Genomic DNA, 16,952 nt, shown 5'->3' on the forward strand with positions numbered 1-16,952 from the left:
ATGTCCCTGCCAGCCCCGCACGACACCCTGATGTTCCGCGAAGCCGCCGAAGCGGCCGACGTGATCGCCGCGCAGTTCGCGCGCAACGAAGCGACGGTGCAGACGCTGGCCGCGACCCTGCGCGCGGCGCCGCCGCCGTTCGTGGTGACCTGCGCGCGCGGCAGTTCCGACCACGCCGCCACGTACGCCAAGTACCTGCTGGAAACCAAGCTGGGCCTGGTGACGGCCTCGGCCTCGCCGTCGGTGGGCTCGGTGTACGAATCCCCGCTGCAGCTGCGCGGCGCGCTGTACATCGTCATTTCGCAGTCGGGCAAGAGCCCGGACCTGCTGCGCAACGCCGAGGCCGCGCGCGCGGCCGGTGCGCGCGTGGTGGCACTGGTCAATGTGGAAGATTCGCCGCTGGCGCAGCTGGCCGAAACCGTGATTCCACTGGGCGCGGGCGCCGAACGCAGCGTGGCAGCCACCAAGAGCTACCTCGCCTCGCTGTCGGCGATCCTGCAGCTGGTGGCGTACTGGAGCCAGGATGCCGGGCTGATCGCCTCGCTGCGCACGTTGCCCGACGCACTGCGCCAGGCCTGGAACAGCGACTGGTCCGCCCTGACCGACGGCCTGGTGCCGGCGCACAACCTGTTCGTGGTCGGCCGCGGCCTGGGCTTGGGCGCGGCGCAGGAGGCGGCGCTGAAATTCAAGGAAACCTGCGGCCTGCACGCCGAAGCGTACAGCTCGGCCGAGGTCAAGCACGGGCCGATGGCGCTGGTGGGCCCGGGCTTCCCGGTGCTGGCCTTCGCCCAGCCCGATGAAACCGGCGCAGGCACCCGCGCGGTCGCCGCCGAGTTCGCCGCGCGCGATGCGCAGGTGTGGCTGGCCGCCCCGGACGGCGACCTGCCGCTGCCGCAGGCACCGCACCCGGCCTGCGCGCCGCTGCTCACCGTGCAGGCGTTCTACAAGGCCATCAACGCACTGGCGCTGCGCCGCGGGCACAACCCGGACCTGCCGCCGCACCTGAACAAGGTCACGGAGACCGTCTGATGAAGACCGTCCTGCGCAATGCCCGCATTCTTACCGCTGATGGCTTCCGGGATGATCTCGCGCTGGTGATCGAAGCCGGGCGCATCACCGCGCTGGTGTCCGACGCCGCCCCGCAGCTGGGCAGTGCGGCCGAACAGGTGGATCTGGGCGGTGGTTGGCTGCTGCCCGGGTTCATTGATGCGCAGGTCAACGGTGGCGGTGGCGTGCTGTTCAACAACACGCCCGACGTGGAGAGCCTGCGCACGCTGGCCGCCGCACATCGTCGTTTCGGCACCACTGCGCTGCTGCCGACGCTGATCAGTGACGACGTGCAGGTGATGCGCACGGCGATCGACGCGACCCGCCAGGCGATTGCCGATGGCGTGCCCGGGGTGATCGGCATCCACCTGGAAGGCCCGTACATCGCGCCGGCCCGCAAGGGCACCCATGATGCGAACAAGTTCCGCGTGCCCGATGCCGATGAGATCGCGATGGCAGCCTCGCTCGACAACGGCGTGACCCTGCTGACCCTGGCCCCGGAACGGGTGCCGCTGGACAGCATCCGCGCGCTGGTCGAACGCGGGGTGATCGTCGCCGCCGGGCACACCGCTGCTACGTATGAGGAAGCACGGGCCGGGCTGGAGGCGGGCATCCGCGGCTTCACCCACCTGTACAACGCGATGTCGCCACTGACCGGGCGCGAGCCCGGCGCGGTAGGCGCGGCGCTGGAAGATCGCGGCAGCTGGGTGGGCATCATCGCCGACGGCGTGCACGTACACCCGGCCAGCCTGCGCGTGGCGCTGGCAACCAAGCCACAGGGCAAGGTCATGCTGGTCACCGATGCGATGCCGCCGGTGGGTGCCGACAGCCCCAGCTACGAACTCTATGGCGAAGTGATCACCGCCGTGGATGGCGTGGTGCGCAATGCCGCCGGTTCGCTGGCTGGTTCGGCGCTGGACATGGCCACCGCCGTGCGCAATGCAGTGAACCTGCTGGGCCTGTCGCTGGAGGAGGCCGCGCGGATGGCATCGCGCTACCCGGCGCAGTTCCTCAACGTGGATGATCGCCTCGGCGAGATCGCCGAGGGCTACCAGGCCGACCTGGTGCTGCTCGACGACGCGCTGCAGGTGCGTGCGACCTGGATCGCCGGCGAGCGCGAGGACGCATGAGCACGCCTTCCTCTTCGCGCATGGGCTCGATCGATGCCCTGCGCGGGCTGACCGTGGCTGCGATGCTGCTGGTCAACAACCCCGGCGACTGGAGCCATGTGTACGCACCGCTGCTGCATGCGGACTGGCACGGCTTTACCCCCACGGACCTGATTTTCCCGCTGTTCCTGTTCATTGCCGGGGTGTCGCTGGCCTACAGCCTCGCACCGCGCGCGGCTGATCCCACGTTGCGGCCGGCGCTGGCCCGCACGCTGCTGCAGCGTGCGCTGCGCATCCTGCTTGCCGGTGCGCTGCTGCACGTGCTGGCATGGTGGCTGTTCGAGCTGCCGGCGTACCGGCTGTGGGGCGTGCTGCAGCGCATTGCCGTGTGCGTGGCGGTGGTCGGCCTGCTGGCGGTCCACACCCGCGCGCGCACGCAGTGGGCCGTGCTGGCCGGCCTGCTGCTGGGCTACGCGGCGTTGCTGCTGGGCGCCGATACGCTGGCGCCGTGGCTGAACCCGGTCAGCCGGGTGGACACCGCACTGTTTGCCCCGTTCCTCTACAAATACGACGCCGTGACCCGGCTGGGCCACGACCCGGAAGGCCTGCTCAGCACGGCCGGCGCTCTCGCCACCACGCTGCTGGGCCTGATCGCCGGCCGCTGGCTGCGAGCGGGCAACGTGGGGGCGCTGGCCGGCCTGGGGCTGGTGCTGCTCGGCGGCGGCCTGCTGCTGGCGCCGGTGCTGCCCTTCAACAAGAACCTGTGGACGCCCAGCTACGTGCTGTGGACCGGCGGCCTGTCGATCGTCGCGCTGCTGCTGGCGCACCTGCTGGTCGACCGCTGGCACTGGCCGGCACTGGGCCGCCGTTTCGGGGTCAACGCGATTGCGGCCTACCTGGGTTCGTCGGTGATGGCGCTGGTGCTGATCGCCAGCGGCGCATGGGCCGCGTATTACACGGCGCTGGCCCGCGCGCTGCCGGGCATGCCCGCATTGGCGTCGCTGCTGTGCGCCGTGGGGTTCGTGCTGTTCTGGTGGGTCGTCGCGTGGGTGCTGGACCGCCGCAGGGTGTACCTGAAAATATGAATGCGCGGGCCGTTTCGGTGAATATCCAGAAACCGCCCAAATTTTACCTCCGCCTCACATCCGTACAGTAAAAGTACCTTCGCCGACCTGCGTAAGGTTACGGGGGACGCATCGGCAAACCGTAATTCCCTTCTTTGGAAAAGGAACGGTCAATGCGTCCCATGAATGCGACTCCGCCACGTTCCCGTCTGGCGGCAGGCATCGCGCGCAGCCTGCGCGTGGCCTGCGGCGGCCTCCTCCTCGCCACCACCACCGCGCCGGCCTGGGCCGGGTGCGACAGCACCTCACCCACGACCGGACAGACCGTTACCTGCACGGCAGCGGCACCGAGTCCGCAGACCACGCCCATCGCCAGCGTGCCGGGCTCGAGCAATGTCACCGTCAACGTGCAGGCCGGCGCCCAGCTCGGCATCGCCAGTGGTGCCGCGATCGCGCTGGACGGCGGCAGCGGGCACCGCATCGACAACAGTGGCAGCATCACCAGCGCCAGTGGCGTGGGCATCCTCACCAACGCGGCGACCACGGTGGTGAACCGCGGCGTCATCAGCGGCAGCACCGCCGGTATCATCTTCGGCGCCGGCGCCGACCGCCTGGACATGCTGGGCGGCAGCATCAGCAGCAGCGTCCTGCAGGGCGCCGGCAACGATGCCATAACCCTCAGTGGCGGCACCGTCGGCAGCATCGACCAGGGCGCCGACGCGGACAGCCTGGAGGTCTCGGGCGGCACCGTGTCCGGCACCGTGCAGCAGGGCTCGGGCATCGATACCTTCCTGATGACCGGCGGCAGCATCGGCGCGCTGCTGCAGGGCGATGGACTGGACCGTTTCCGCATGACCGACGGGCGCATCGTCGGCGCGTTCGATGATGGCGATTACGGCGAAATGACCGGCGGCCGCATCGGCCGGGTCAACATGAAGCTGGAAGACAACACCTTCCTGATGTCCGGTGGCACCATCGACGGCAACCTGGTTACCGGCTTCGGCAACGACACGATCGTGCTCTCCGATGGCTACATCGGCGGCAACATCAGCGTCAGCGGCGGCAACGATTCGGTCACCATCACCGGCGGCACCGTGCGCGGCGAGATCCGCCTCAGCTTCGGCGACGACCGCTTCGACTGGCGCGGTGGTGGGGTGGTGCACGGCCTGGTCGATTTCGGGGAAGGCAACGACACCGCCACGCTGGCCGACCTCAACGTCTCCTACCTTGGCGCGCTGCCGGGCTTCGACGGCGGCCTGGGTACTGACACGCTCAGCATGGACAACGTCAAGACCGATGGCGTGGCCCGCTTCACCGGTTGGGAATCGATGGCGCTGGCCAATGACAGCCAGCTGACCTTCGACGGCGACCTGCGCCTGGGCGATACCGGAAGCGGTACCGGCGCGCTCGACGTGGACGCGACCAGCACGCTGTTCGGCGGGGGCGTCAACGCCAGCATTGTCGCCTTCAACGCAGCACTGCCGGTCAACGTCACCAATGCGGGCCGCATCGACCTGACCAACGGCGGTGGCGGCGCCGGCGATGCGTTCACCATCGCCGGCAATTACACCGGCAATGGCGGTGCGCTGTACCTGGACACCGTGCTGGGTGCCGACGATGCCGCATCGGACCGGCTGGTGATCTCCAATGGCGTGGCCAGCGGGACCACGGGGGTGGGCATCCTCAACGCGGGCGGTGCCGGTGCCGAAACCGTGGCCGACCGCATTCTCGTGGTGCAGGCGATCAACGGTGCCAGCACCAGCCCGGGCGCGTTCGCGCTGTATGCACCGGTTGCCGCCGGTGCGTACGAGTATTTCCTGTTCAAGGGTGGCGTCAGCGCAGGGAGCAGCGAGAACTGGTATCTGCGTTCGACCGTAGTTAACGGTGTGGTCGCCGCGCCGGCCCCACCGCCCATCGGTCTGGGCTCGGTGACACCTGAGCCACCGCCGCCGGAGGCGTTGGGGACGCCGCCGCCTGCGCTGCCGCCGCCCCCCTCACCGGACGTTCCCGAAAACCCCGACCCGGTGGCGGCCGAGCCCGCGCCGCCGCCGGAGCCGGCCCCGCCACCGCCGGCCGCGCCGCCGCAGGAAGACGTGCCGCCGCCGGTGCCGACCGAAGTGGCCGCCGTTCCCGGGCCATTGGCAGAGCCGCCCACGCCTGACGCACGCCCGTCGGAAGAGGCCATCGTGCCGTTGTACCGGCTGGAAACCGGCCTCTACTCGGTGGTGCCGCCCCTGCTGCGCGAGACCAGCCTGGCCAGCCTGGGTACCTTCCACGAGCGCCAGGGTGAGCAGCGCATCCTCGCCGGCCAGGGCGGCGTGCGGGCCGCATGGGCGCGCCTGGTCGGGCAGAGCCACGAGCAGTACTGGGAGGGCGATGCCCAGCCCGGATTCGATGGCGACATCCAGGGCGTGCAGGCGGGTCTGGACCTCTATGCGAACGCAGGCGATGCGCACCGCGACCAGTTCGGCGTGTTCGTCGGCCGTACCCGCGCGCAGGGCAACGTCAACGGCTTTGCGATCGGCTGGGAAAATGTCGCGGTGGGGCGCACCCGCTTGGACGACAAGCACGTGGGCCTGTACTGGACACGTGCCGGCAGCGCCGGCGGCTACCTCGACGTGGTGGTGATGCAGAGCCGCTACGACGGCGAGGCGACCTCCGCACGCGGCATCGGCATCGACGTGGACGGCGATGGCACCACCGCATCGGTGGAAGTGGGCAAGCCGCTGCTGCGCTTCGGCCAGTCGGCCTGGTGGCTGGAGCCGCAACTGCAGGTGATCTGGCAGCGCACCTCGGTGGACGATGCCGCCGACCGCATCGCGCAGCTTCGCTTCAACGCCGACAACGCCTGGACCGGGCGCGCCGGCGTACGCCTGGCTGCCGACTACGAGATCGCCGGCAACGGCTGGCAACCGTACTTCAAGCTCAACTACTGGCAGACGCTCGATGGGGAAGACCGCATCGACTTCGATACCAACCGCATCATCAACCAGCAGGATTCACGCGCGCTGGAGGTCGGGTTCGGCGTGGTGGCGCGCTTCAACGCCAACGTCAGCGCGTTCGCGGTCGCCGACTACACCCGCGACCTGGAAAGCAGCCGGCAGAAGGAGCGCAAGGTGATCGAGGGCAACATCGGGCTGCGTTTCGACTTCTAGCCGGTAGGGTCGCATCCGGATCGACCGCCGTGGAATCCCCAGCGCCCGGTTACGGCATGACCCTTGGTGAAGCCGGATTTTTTGCTTCACCGCCGGTCATGCGTTATCGAGCGTGGAATCGCTGAGGACGGTTGTTCGGGAACCAACCCTACCTCGACCTGCGTCCGGTGCGACGGCGCGTTCACCGGGCTGCAGCAATCGCCCTGATGCGGGCCTGCGCGAGTGCTTCACCCACCGCCGGGCCCTTCAGGTGGGCAAGGTCGAGATCGCGGGCCTGTACTGACAACGCCGCTTGGTGCAGCCGCTTGAGTGTTTCACCCTGCGGGTACGGCCGATCCTCGAAGCCGAGGCGGCCACGCGCATCCGCCTCGCAGCACACCGCGATCCTGGCGATCCGTTCCGGCCGCCGGAACCCATCGCAACGGCCCAGCAGCTCCAGCACCGTGCCATCGCGCAATTCGTCGATGCGGTGCACGTTGAGATGGTCGCGGCACACCACCTCGGCCAGCTGAAGATGATCCAGCGGCACTTTCAGACGATCACACAGCGCACGCAGCGGTTCCAGCCCGCGCTGCTCATGCATCACATGGCGCGGCCATTCCGCTTGCGGAGTCAGTGCCTTGCCCAGATCGTGGGTAAGCGCGGCGAATCCCGCCAGGTCATCACCCGGCGCCAGCTGCGCGGCGATATCGCTGACCATTTCCTGGTGCACGCCCGTATCCACCTCCGGGTGGTACTCGGCACGCTGCGGCACTCCGTACAGCGCTTCCAGTTCGGGCAACACCGCCCCCAGCGCATTGGCATCGTGCAGCGTGCGCAGGAAGGCCGACGGTTGCGCCGAACCGAGCACGCGGCGCAGTTCCTGCCAGACCCGTTCGGGCACCAGCGCATCCAGCTCGCCGCTGTCGGCGATCTGCCGCATCAGCTGCATCGTTTCCGGCGCCACCGTAAAGCCCAGCGGTGCAAAGCGCGCCATGAAACGCGCCGCGCGCAGCACCCGCAGTGGATCTTCCACGAAGGCGGGGCCCACATGCCGCAGCACGCGCTGTTCAATGTCGCGCACACCGCGGTACGGGTCCACCAGCTCGCCGCTGGCCTCATCGCAGGCAATGGCGTTGATGGTGAAGTCCCGCCGCAGCAGGTCTTCTTCCAGCGTCACCGAGGGATCGGCATCGACGACGAAGCCCCGGTAGCCGCGCCCGGACTTGCGCTCGGTCCGCGCCAGCGCGTATTCCTCGCCCGTATCCGGGTGCAGGAATACCGGGAAATCCTTGCCCACGGCCTTGTAGCCCAGCGCTTCCATTTCCGGCTGGGTAGCGCCGACCACCACCCAGTCGCGGTCGCCGGCAGGACGCTGCAGCAGGCGGTCGCGCACGGCGCCGCCAACGAGATAGATCTTCATGGGCCCATGATGCCACGGCCGGCAACACCGGCCGTTGGCAGGCGCTCAGTCGCCGCCCTTCTCCGCATCCGTCGGGCAGGTGAATGCCTTCCGCTTCGCCTGCAGCCGCCCGTTCATGCGGTCGGTGACCGGCAGCGCGTCCCCGTTGAGACGCCAGTCGTAGATCACGCTGAACGCGAGAATGCGTGCAACGTACTCGCGGGTTTCCTTGTAGCTGATGGTCTCGATCCAGATATCCGGATCGAAGCCCGGCCGCTGCGACTGCCAGCGCGCGGTCGGGGTCGGTCCGGCGTTGTACGCGGCGATGGTCACATAGGGCAGGCCTTCGTACTTGTTCATCAGCTGGCGCAGGTAGGCAGTGCCGATGGCGATGTTGGTGTCGGCGTCATACAGGCTGGCCGCACCGCCATAGTTGGTCAGGCCGATGGTCTTGGCCACGCTCGCGCCGGTGGCCGGCAGCACCTGCATCAGCCCCATCGCATTGGCCGGCGAGCGGGCCTTCGGGTTGAAGATGCTCTCGGCGCGGATCTCGGCGGCCACCCAGGCCGGGTCGATCGCATTGCGCGCCGACTCACGGCGGATCGCATCATCGTGGTGCAGCGGGAAGCGCAGGCTGTACAGGCGCTGCTCTTCCGGGGTCTTGCCCAGCGAGAACACCGCGCGGTCGAACCAGCCGTTGTCGCGCGCCACTTCCACCGCAATACGGCGCTGCGTGGTGTCGAAGCGGGTGAGGGCATCGTTCCACTCGGCCACCGCCCAGCCCGAACGCTCGATCCTGAACAGTTCCATCGCGCGCACGATCGCCGGGTCGCGTGCCACCGTGGCCTGTGCCTGCGCACTGTCCTTGGGTTCCACCGGGCACAGCGTGTAGGTGCTCTGGCCCAGCTGGTCGGCGGCCAGGAAACCATGGAAGGTGGCCGCGCGCGCCGCTTCGCGGTACAGCGGCAATGCCTCGTTGCGCTTGCCCGTCTTGTCCAGCATGCGCGCCTCGAAATAGCGCCAGCGCGAGTCGCTGCGCTGCTTCGGCTCCATCTTGCGGATCGCCGCCAGCGTGGCCGGCCAGTCGCCGCGCGACATCGCCTCGCGTGCCCGCCACTCGTGCAGGCGCTCGTCATAGGCCGAATCCGACACGGCATTGAGCCGGCGTGCGGAATCGGGCCCATAGGACGCCACCGTCCATAGCGCGATCTGGTACTTCACATCCGCCTGCTGGGCGGCGCTCAGCTGCAGCGCGTTGGCGTACTGCGGCAGCTGCTGCTCGGTCGCGTCCGGGTCGGCCTTGGCCAGCTTGGCCAGGCCATCGGTGGCGATGCGCCGGCTGCGTTCGTTGCGCGGCCAGTTCAGCGCACTGGCATTGGGCTTGTCCACGAACGCGGCATAGGTGTTGGCCAGCGCCAGGTCGGCGGCCGGCAGCCCGCGGGCGGCACTGCGCATCACCGCCGGCTCCTGCGCGTCGGCCGCGGCATCGATGCGCTCCCAGCGCAGCTCCGCGCTCATCCCGCCCTTGGCATCCAGCACCGCAAAAACGGGATCGCAGGCATCGGGCAGGGACTTGCCGGTGCTGCGCCAGATCGCCTGCGCCTCACTGACCCACTGCGCATCGGCCTTGCCGGTAGCTTGGCGCGCATTGAGCTGGGCGCAGCGCAGGCCGACATTCTCGGTGGGCGCCCAGTTCGCCAGCAGGGTGGGCCAGTCCTGGCGCCGGGCTACCGCCGGCAACCACACGCTGCGGAAGCTGCTGGCCACGGCCTGGCCGTTGTAGCGCTTGAGAAAGTCCTGGGCCTGGGCAGTGGTGACCGTATCGATGTTGCGGCGCAGGTTGGCGTACTCCAGCCAGCCATACAGCGGGTGCTTTGCCAGCCCCGCCGCCTGGCCGGGATCGAACTGGCCGCGTTCGGCATTCTCGATGGCCGCCTTCATCTGCGCGCGCTGGGCGTCCAGGCTCTGGGCACCGGCATCGGCGCCCACGCCCGTGCAGGCGAGCAGGGTGGCGGAACTGAGGATCAGGAGGGGGAGTCGGTTCATGCCGAAAGGATAGCGGGCAGGGGTGAAAGCCGGTGACGGCAAGCCAACTCAATGATGAACAGCACCCGTCGCCCCCCTGAACAGGCGCCACGCACCGGCGTAATGTCAAAGCCACCAGCCCGATGGCAGCAGGAGACTCAAACCAGATGGTAGCGCCGGCCGTTGGCCGGCCCGCAGGAAAAACCAACAACAAGGACTCACACCATGGCATTCAGTGCAGCAGGCAACTCCGGACCACTGGCCGACATCAACGTCACCCCGTTGGTGGATGTAATGCTGGTGCTGTTGATCATCTTCATCGTGACCGCCCCGATGGTGTCCATGCCCATCCCGGTCAACCTGCCGCAACCCACCACCGTGGTACCGCCCACCGCACCGCCACCGCCGATCGAACTGCGGGTGGACGCCAGCAACCAGGTCAGCTGGAACGGCCAGATGGTTGCGGTCAGCTCGCTGCAGCAGCGCATGCAGGACGCCGCACAGGCCAACACCGGCAACGTTCCCGAACTGCGCATCGCCACCGACCCGAACGCCGAGTACGACGTGATGGCCAAGGTGTTGGCTGCGGCCAACAACGCGCACATGGAAAAGATCGCGTTCGTGAACCCGTAGCAGAACGAGCGGCCCGCCGAACGGTGGGCCGCTTCCGCGTCACCAACAGCTACGCTGGTAGGTACCGTCCGTTGGTCGGTACTCTCTCTGACTGCACCGAAAGCAACACCGCCTGCATCACCAGCCACTGTCGCTGCGCCTATCGTCTTGTAGGAAATCCCCGCGTAAGCCTGTAAGACAAGCCGAAAATCGCGGCAAAAGAAGCGCCAGTCACACCATTGAGTGAGAGCGGTCACACTTTCCCGCCTTGCCTACAACGCATCCATCGCGCATAAACCTCCCTGTCACTCACCGCCCGCACAGTCGGTCCACGCGGTGACGCCCGAATGATGTTTCCAGTCAAACGCGCAGTCTGCCTCCAGGAAGGAGTGCAGGGATGTCCAGCTCAACCCCGCACCGCACGCGCCAACGCGTGCTCGTCAGGGTAGCGGAGCGCACGGAGGTCCCCATTGGGATGTCCAGAAGAAAAGCGGTGGCTATATAAACGTGTATCCAGGAGGTAGGACGCGATGAGCAATGATGGCTTGGTTGAATTGAAGGCGGATGCCGTCACTTACTACTCCGTGCGCGATGAGTATGCATTTTTTGACTGGCTTGGGAAGATGGTATGCGTTAAAAATCACTATGGAAAAGGCACGGAGCTCTACATTGTTGTAGATCGGGCGGCCATATCACAGGGCGAACTCTTGGATCTGATTGCATTCTTCTACAGGTACAATATTTCAATGGGACAGTTGCGCGAGTTTGACGTGCCTGAGTTCTCTGGCTGGTTTCGTCGAAAGGACGCATACTGGAATAGTCGGGTTTTCGGCGGAGCCGATGCACCCTGAGGAGGTGAAAGTGCGGTTCTCGCCTTGGTTGCCCGTCGTTCGGCGGGCTTGTTTCGAACGTCGTTGTCTTCAAGTTCGCCGTTGATGAAGCGAAGGTCGAAAAGATGATCGTGGTGGTTATCCTTGCGTTGCTGTTGGTCGGATTTTGGCTGCGACGGAAGTTATTGAAACTGCGACAGAAAGGGCCGGTCGAACATGGAGACTGATCGCTACGTTATACCTAGAGGAAGCAAGTGATTCCCGGTGAGCTTCTACAGTTTGAGCCGGCGCGATGAGGCGGACGGTTCACCTCATGCTGGTAACCCTGTTGACGCTTTCCGGGTGTGGGCGGACGACGCAGGCCCAAGTCATCTATGACGCGCTTCGGACGGAAAATACCGCTCTGCTGGATGAGAAGTTGGCGCAGGGAGTAGACGTAAACGGTGCTGTGCTCGACGGTTGGACGCCACTCCCATTCAGTGTGGCAAATGGGAAGATTGCGTCAGCGGAATGGCTGATATGCAATGGCGCCGATGTAGACTCGATGGACGGTGGGGGCAACAGTGCTCTCTTTTGGGCAGTGAAATTGAAGAATGAAAGGGCAGTCAGGCTCTTGACCAAGAACGGGGCCGACCCGTGCCTCGCAGGTCCACGGGGCGAGACGGCTGTTTCCATGGCGATGGCGTATGGCCAAACTAAGCTCGCAGAGGAGTTAGGGCGCTGTGGGATGTAGTGCCTGCCGAATGTGCGGTGCTTCAGCGGCATGATCGAGGTCAAACAGGCCGACACGCTATTGGAGGCCTGCGCCTACAACCAGCGAGGAGATCGTGGAAATCGCTTGAATGGGTGCCTTTAATAGAGTCTATGTCCTGGGAAGGCGCGCGGATGAAGGTTTTCTATGTCAATCAAGTATGAGGTTCTGCTTGGTTTGCTACCACGGCCATCCAGCTCCCATGTCGTCTTCGACGATGGTCGTGTAGTGATTCAAGCGCGAGATGGCGATGATCGCGTGATCTTGGAGATAGCGTTTTCCTCGGTGAATTTCATCTGTGTTTCTGATGAAGGTGCTCGGTTGAGGCTTTTTGCTGATATGGGAGAGGCACGTGGTGCTTTGGTTCGGTGTCATGAGGGAACAATGATGAATTACTACATTGAGGAATCACTGGGTACGGCCTCCGGCCCTGGGTTGCTGCACTACATTCTCATGATAGGTGAAGAGGTGATTGACGTGATCTCTCCTGGTGAGCCGGAAGTGTTTCTGAGTTGTTAGTCGAGTTGGCGCACAGGTGGTTTTAGCCTTGGTTTTTGTCAACATATCGCTTCGTGTATAGGTACGACGTATGGCAGGAAGTTTGCGTAGAAGAGTTCGGTCGATCATCACTTTTGCATCGGTCGTTACGCTGCTGATTGCATGCGATGATGGAACTAGGGGGGAGCTTGATTCCAAGAAAATATATGGAGACATGAGTGGCCTGTACTATGGCGCGATGTGCGAATCTGGAAGTCAGGAGCTGAGCAATCTTCGATCCAGGGCGGTCCGGATTGCAGTCGATGGGGATGGCTGCGCAGTTCTCTACTTGGACGGTGTTGATCCTAAGGGAGCGCTGCTGGTATATCCCGGAGGGGACGGCGTCAGGCTTGAGTGCAGTGGACTCGAAGTAAAGCTGAAGAAAAGTGGTGCTCACACCCGTGTCCTAAGTCGGGTTCGAGAGAAGTGCGGTGCGAAGTGAGTGGAGATAGCGTCGGATCCATGTCCTGTATGGAAATCAGGCTTACTGCAGCCAGATTCGGACCGAATATTTCATATGGTTGGGGCGGTGCCTCGAGAGGATCAGCGAGTACGACGACTTCATACGCAGCCTGGTGGAGAGCGGTGGCGAAGTTGAGTTCTATGTAAGTGCGTTCTTGAGCGGATTGTGTGGGTTTCAGTTCCATAGCGCATTGCTCGGTCGGATCGCTGCGGCCGGGATAGGCCGATCGGTTGAGCTGTATCCGAAGGACGATTGAGGAAGCAACGCATAGGGGGCACTGCGATGAAGTCGCTTGGCTGCTTGCTCGTTCTTGTTGTGCTGGGGTTCCTACTTCTGCCCGCACCCGCACCGGCGGCGGTTTCCGTTGGGGGGCGCGTTGCCGACCACGAGCGAACCCTGCCTCAGCTCAGCGCGGTGACAGTGGCGCAGGACACTGTGCTGCAGACCCGCCTTGGCGCGCAGCTGGCCCGCCACCTGGCTGGGGCCACCACCGGTTACCAACGGCTCGACGAGCTGTCGATGACCCTGCACGAGCGCCGGCTGAAGCTGTACGACAGGTTGGGCATAGGGCCGTTGCGGGTTGAGCTTGTCTGGCCAGACCGTTCCTGGACGGTCTACACCATGGACGGCAACAGCAACCGCCGGGCCGGCTATGTCACGGGTCAAAGCCGCGACCCCTACGGCAATCAGCTGCCGGACCAGAGTGCTGCCCAGCGCGCCGGTGCGGTGTCGCTGGTCGGGTCGTACCAGTTCCAGAATGTCCGCAACCGCCAGGCGTGGGTGCGGGCCGCACGGGCGCAGGGCATCCCCGTGCACGTCGACACCCCTTCTGCCACCCGCCTGCGGTGCCGATGGTCGGGCACCGCTTTGAGCTGCCATACGGAATAGGGCGCTTCCGTCCGGAATTCGGCTGCTGCGCAGCCGCTCGTCGGCTTAGATGCGCCGCTCGGTGCCGCATCCGTAACGTCTGCGTGAAATCCACACTTTCATCACGCCTTCATCTTTACAGGTTGTTTACAAAGGAGACGCTGCCGCGCTTCAAGGGGGAGGCGAGGCGGCCCCAGCAAGCCATTCCTTTGGAGAGAGAGCGAATGAACAACCTGCATTACCGCCCCTTGGCGGCTGCCGTAGCGCTGTGCCTGCTGTCCGTCCCCGCCCTTGCCACCGCGCAGGATGCTCCCCGCACCACCACCGAACTGGACCGGGTGGAAGTCACCGGTACCCGCATCAAGCGGGCCGAGGTCGAAGGCCAGGTGCCGATCCAGACCCTCACCCGCAGCGAGATCGAACGCACCGGCCTGAATTCCATCGGCGAGGTGCTGCAGCAGCTGACCGGTTCCGGTTCGGCGCTCAACGCCAAGTTCAACTCGTCGGGCAACTTCGGTTTCCCGCCCGACGGCAGCGGCGTGGGTGCCGGTTCGGCCCAGGTCGACCTTCGCCACCTGGGCGCCAAGCGTGTGCTGGTGCTGGTCGATGGCATCCGTTGGGTCAACGAATCCTCCGCGTCCGGCGTGGGCGCGGCCACCGACCTCAACACCATTCCGCTGGCGATCGTCGAGCGCATTGAAGTGCTCGAAGACGGCGCCTCGTCGCTGTACGGTTCGGACGCGATTGCCGGCGTGGTCAACATCATCACCCGCCGCGAGTTCGATGGCGGCCAGGTCACCGTGAACTACGGTGAGTACAGCAAGGGCGATGGCACCCAGAAGGGCGTGGACCTGGCCTGGGGCACCAGTGGCGACCGCTACAGCCTGTTCCTGGGCGCCAGCTGGACCAAGCAGGACGCGGTATATGCCAACACCCGCGAACAGTCGCGCTACCCGGTTCCCGGCACCGGACTGTCGTTCGGCAGCTCGGCGACCCCGACCGGCCGCTTCATGTTCACCGACCCGAACACCGGCATTGCCTACAACATCACGCCCAACACCGGCGCCACCGATCCCACCTTCAACGGCGTGGGCGGTTGCGACCGGACCGACGATTACCACTGCTTCACTACGGCGGACCGCTTCAACTTCGCCGAATACAACCTGCTGCTGACCCCGTCCGAGCGCAAGGGCATCTTCGGCCAGTTCCGCTTCGACATCACCGACAACGTGCAGTGGTACATCAAGGCGCTGGCCAACCGCCGCGAATCGACCAACCAGGCCGGCCCCGAGCCGCTGTTCTTCGGCCCTGATGGCGCCACCGGCAACCCGTTGGCCGACAACATCGTCATTTCCGCGCTCAACCCGTACAACCCGTTCGGGTTCGACCTGGATTCGTCCAGCAACCTGAGCATGATCGGCCGCCGCCCGGTGGAAGGCGGGCCGCGCATCTTCGAGCAGGAAGTGAACACCACCTACTTCGCCACCGGGCTGGTGGGCCTGTTCCAGGCCGTCGATCGCAGCTGGTCGTGGGACGTCAACGGCATGTACAGCAAGAACAAGGCCGAGCAGACCAACTACGGCAGCTACAACATCTACAACGCCAACATCGCGTTGGGTGATCCGGCCATCTGCGCGGCCACCCCGGGCTGCGTGCCGCTGAACATCTTCGGCGGCCCAGGCACCATCACCCGGCCGATGCTGGACTGGATCCAGCCGGTGGTGCACGACCGCAGCCAGAACGAGCTCACCCTGTTCACCGCCAACCTGAGCAGCGACCTGCTCACGCTGCCGGCAGGCCCGCTGTCGTTTGCCACCGGGTACGAGTACCGCAAGTACGAAGGCGAATACCAGCCCGATCCCATCACGGTGCGCGGCCACTACAACGGCGTGCCGTCGCTGCCGACCTCAGGTTCCTATGATGTTAACGAGGTGTACCTCGAACTGGCGGTGCCGATCTTCGCCAAGAGCGCGCTGGGTGAAAAGCTGGACCTGAGCCTGGCCGGGCGCTATTCGGATTACTCCACCTTCGGTGGCGAGTTCACGCCCAAGTACGGCCTACGCTGGCAGGTGACCGACGACTTCGTGCTGCGCACCAGCTATGCCGAAGGCTTCCGCGCCCCGTCCATCGGCGAGTTGTACGGCTCGGCCGCGCGCGCGGATCTGCAGCTGTTCGATCCGTGCTCGGTGGGCCTGGGCGGCACGCCGCCGCGCGGCAGTGCGGCCAACTGCGCGGCGCTGGGCGTGCCGACTGGCTTCCAGCAGGCGAATTCGCAGATCTCGGTCACCACCGGCGGCAATGACCAGCTGGATCCGGAAACCTCGCGCAGCTTCAGTGCCGGCTTCGTGTGGAGCCCGTGGTTCGGCAACAACGCCTCGTGGTCCGAGCGCTTCGACGTGGAAGTGACCTTCTACCGCCACAACATCGAAGGCGCGATCCAGGCCATCGATGCGCAGACCCAGCTTGACCTGTGCGTGGACACGCTGGACGCGCTGTACTGCGATGGCATCACCCGTGCATCGACCGGTGCGGTGAGCGGCTTCAACAACCGCCTGACCAACCTGGGCTCGATCAAGACCGACGGCTGGGACGTTGACCTGTTCTGGACGCTGCCGCAGAGCGAGATCGGCCAGTTCAAGCTGGGTTGGCAGAACACGTTCGTGGGCCGCTATGAGGCGCTGGGGGCGGCAGGCCAACGCCAGCCGCAGGAACCGGGCGTGGAGGTGGTCAACAGCTCCATTCCGGAATGGACCAGCAACGCAACCATTGGCTGGACCCTGGCCAACTGGAACGCGTCGTGGACGGTGCGGCACATTTCCGAGCTGACCGAGCAGTGCGGCGACGCGTCCAGCTTCCCGGTGTGTAGTGACCAGGCCGGCGGGACCAACAAACTTGCAGCCACCACGTACCACGACTTCCAGGTGGGCTACAAATTCGACTGGATGAAGGGCCTGCAGCTCAGCGCCGGGTTGAACAACGCGTTCGACAAGGATCCGCCGATCTGCCTGTCATGCTCGCTCAACGGCTATGACGCGTCGACGTACGACATCCCGCGTGGGCGCTACTGGTACCTGCGCGCGGACCTGCGGTTCTGATTGAAACGCAGATTGA

The 16,952-nt window shown here is 65.6% G+C and carries 11 protein-coding genes; 9 read left to right on the forward strand and 2 right to left on the reverse strand.

Annotated features, from left to right (window positions below; translation table 11 throughout):
• The 4 genes from QE395_RS03065 (at position 1) to QE395_RS03080 (ending at position 6,375) form a co-directional block, all read left to right on the forward strand.
• Positions 1–1,029: an SIS domain-containing protein gene (locus QE395_RS03065; RefSeq protein ID WP_068854024.1), complete on the forward strand. Its 1,029-nt coding sequence runs from the start codon at positions 1–3 to the stop codon at positions 1,027–1,029.
• Complete coding sequence (nagA, locus tag QE395_RS03070; protein WP_093533536.1) at positions 1,029–2,177, forward strand: N-acetylglucosamine-6-phosphate deacetylase; 1,149 nt, start codon at positions 1,029–1,031, stop codon at positions 2,175–2,177. The genes QE395_RS03065 and nagA overlap by 1 nt, the downstream gene beginning before the upstream one ends.
• A complete protein-coding gene (locus QE395_RS03075) occupies positions 2,174–3,241 on the forward strand; it encodes a heparan-alpha-glucosaminide N-acetyltransferase domain-containing protein (RefSeq protein ID WP_210131068.1) in 1,068 nt (355 codons plus the stop codon). Before nagA ends, QE395_RS03075 begins: the two co-directional genes overlap by 4 nt.
• Positions 3,242–3,393: 152 nt before the next feature.
• Positions 3,394–6,375, forward strand: a complete 2,982-nt coding sequence (locus QE395_RS03080) for an autotransporter domain-containing protein (RefSeq protein WP_306987528.1) — start codon at positions 3,394–3,396, stop codon at positions 6,373–6,375.
• A gap of 181 nt (positions 6,376–6,556) precedes the next feature.
• Here QE395_RS03080 and QE395_RS03085 read toward each other — a convergent pair whose 3' ends face one another.
• Positions 6,557–7,777, reverse strand: coding sequence for a multifunctional CCA addition/repair protein (locus tag QE395_RS03085; protein ID WP_306987529.1), 1,221 nt, complete (start codon positions 7,775–7,777; stop codon positions 6,557–6,559).
• Between the two features lie 45 nt (positions 7,778–7,822).
• Positions 7,823–9,802, reverse strand: coding sequence for a transglycosylase SLT domain-containing protein (locus tag QE395_RS03090; protein WP_306987531.1), 1,980 nt, complete (start codon positions 9,800–9,802; stop codon positions 7,823–7,825).
• 204 nt (positions 9,803–10,006) lie between these two features.
• Here QE395_RS03090 and QE395_RS03095 point away from each other — a divergent pair, with 204 nt between their 5' ends.
• The 5 genes from QE395_RS03095 to QE395_RS03115 all read left to right on the forward strand — a co-directional run bounded on the left by QE395_RS03095 (position 10,007) and on the right by QE395_RS03115 (position 16,936).
• Positions 10,007–10,414 carry a biopolymer transporter ExbD gene (locus tag QE395_RS03095; protein WP_068854013.1) on the forward strand — a complete coding sequence of 136 codons (408 nt, stop codon included), beginning with the start codon at positions 10,007–10,009 and terminating at the stop codon, positions 10,412–10,414.
• A 509-nt stretch (positions 10,415–10,923) separates the two neighbouring features.
• Positions 10,924–11,244 (forward strand): hypothetical protein, encoded by a 321-nt coding sequence (locus QE395_RS03100; protein WP_306987532.1) that lies wholly within the window; start codon positions 10,924–10,926, stop codon positions 11,242–11,244.
• Positions 11,245–12,121: 877 nt separating this feature from the next.
• Positions 12,122–12,493: a hypothetical protein gene (locus QE395_RS03105; protein WP_306987533.1), complete on the forward strand. Its 372-nt coding sequence runs from the start codon at positions 12,122–12,124 to the stop codon at positions 12,491–12,493.
• 763 nt (positions 12,494–13,256) lie between these two features.
• A complete protein-coding gene (locus QE395_RS03110) occupies positions 13,257–13,862 on the forward strand; it encodes a hypothetical protein (RefSeq protein WP_306987535.1) in 606 nt (201 codons plus the stop codon).
• 203 nt (positions 13,863–14,065) lie between these two features.
• Positions 14,066–16,936, forward strand: coding sequence for a TonB-dependent receptor (locus QE395_RS03115; protein ID WP_306987536.1), 2,871 nt, complete (start codon positions 14,066–14,068; stop codon positions 16,934–16,936).
• Positions 16,937–16,952 lie beyond the last annotated feature (16 nt).

The sequence above is a fragment of the Stenotrophomonas sp. SORGH_AS_0282 genome, assembly GCF_030818125.1.
Taxonomy (GTDB): Bacteria; Pseudomonadota; Gammaproteobacteria; order Xanthomonadales; family Xanthomonadaceae; genus Stenotrophomonas; species Stenotrophomonas rhizophila_A.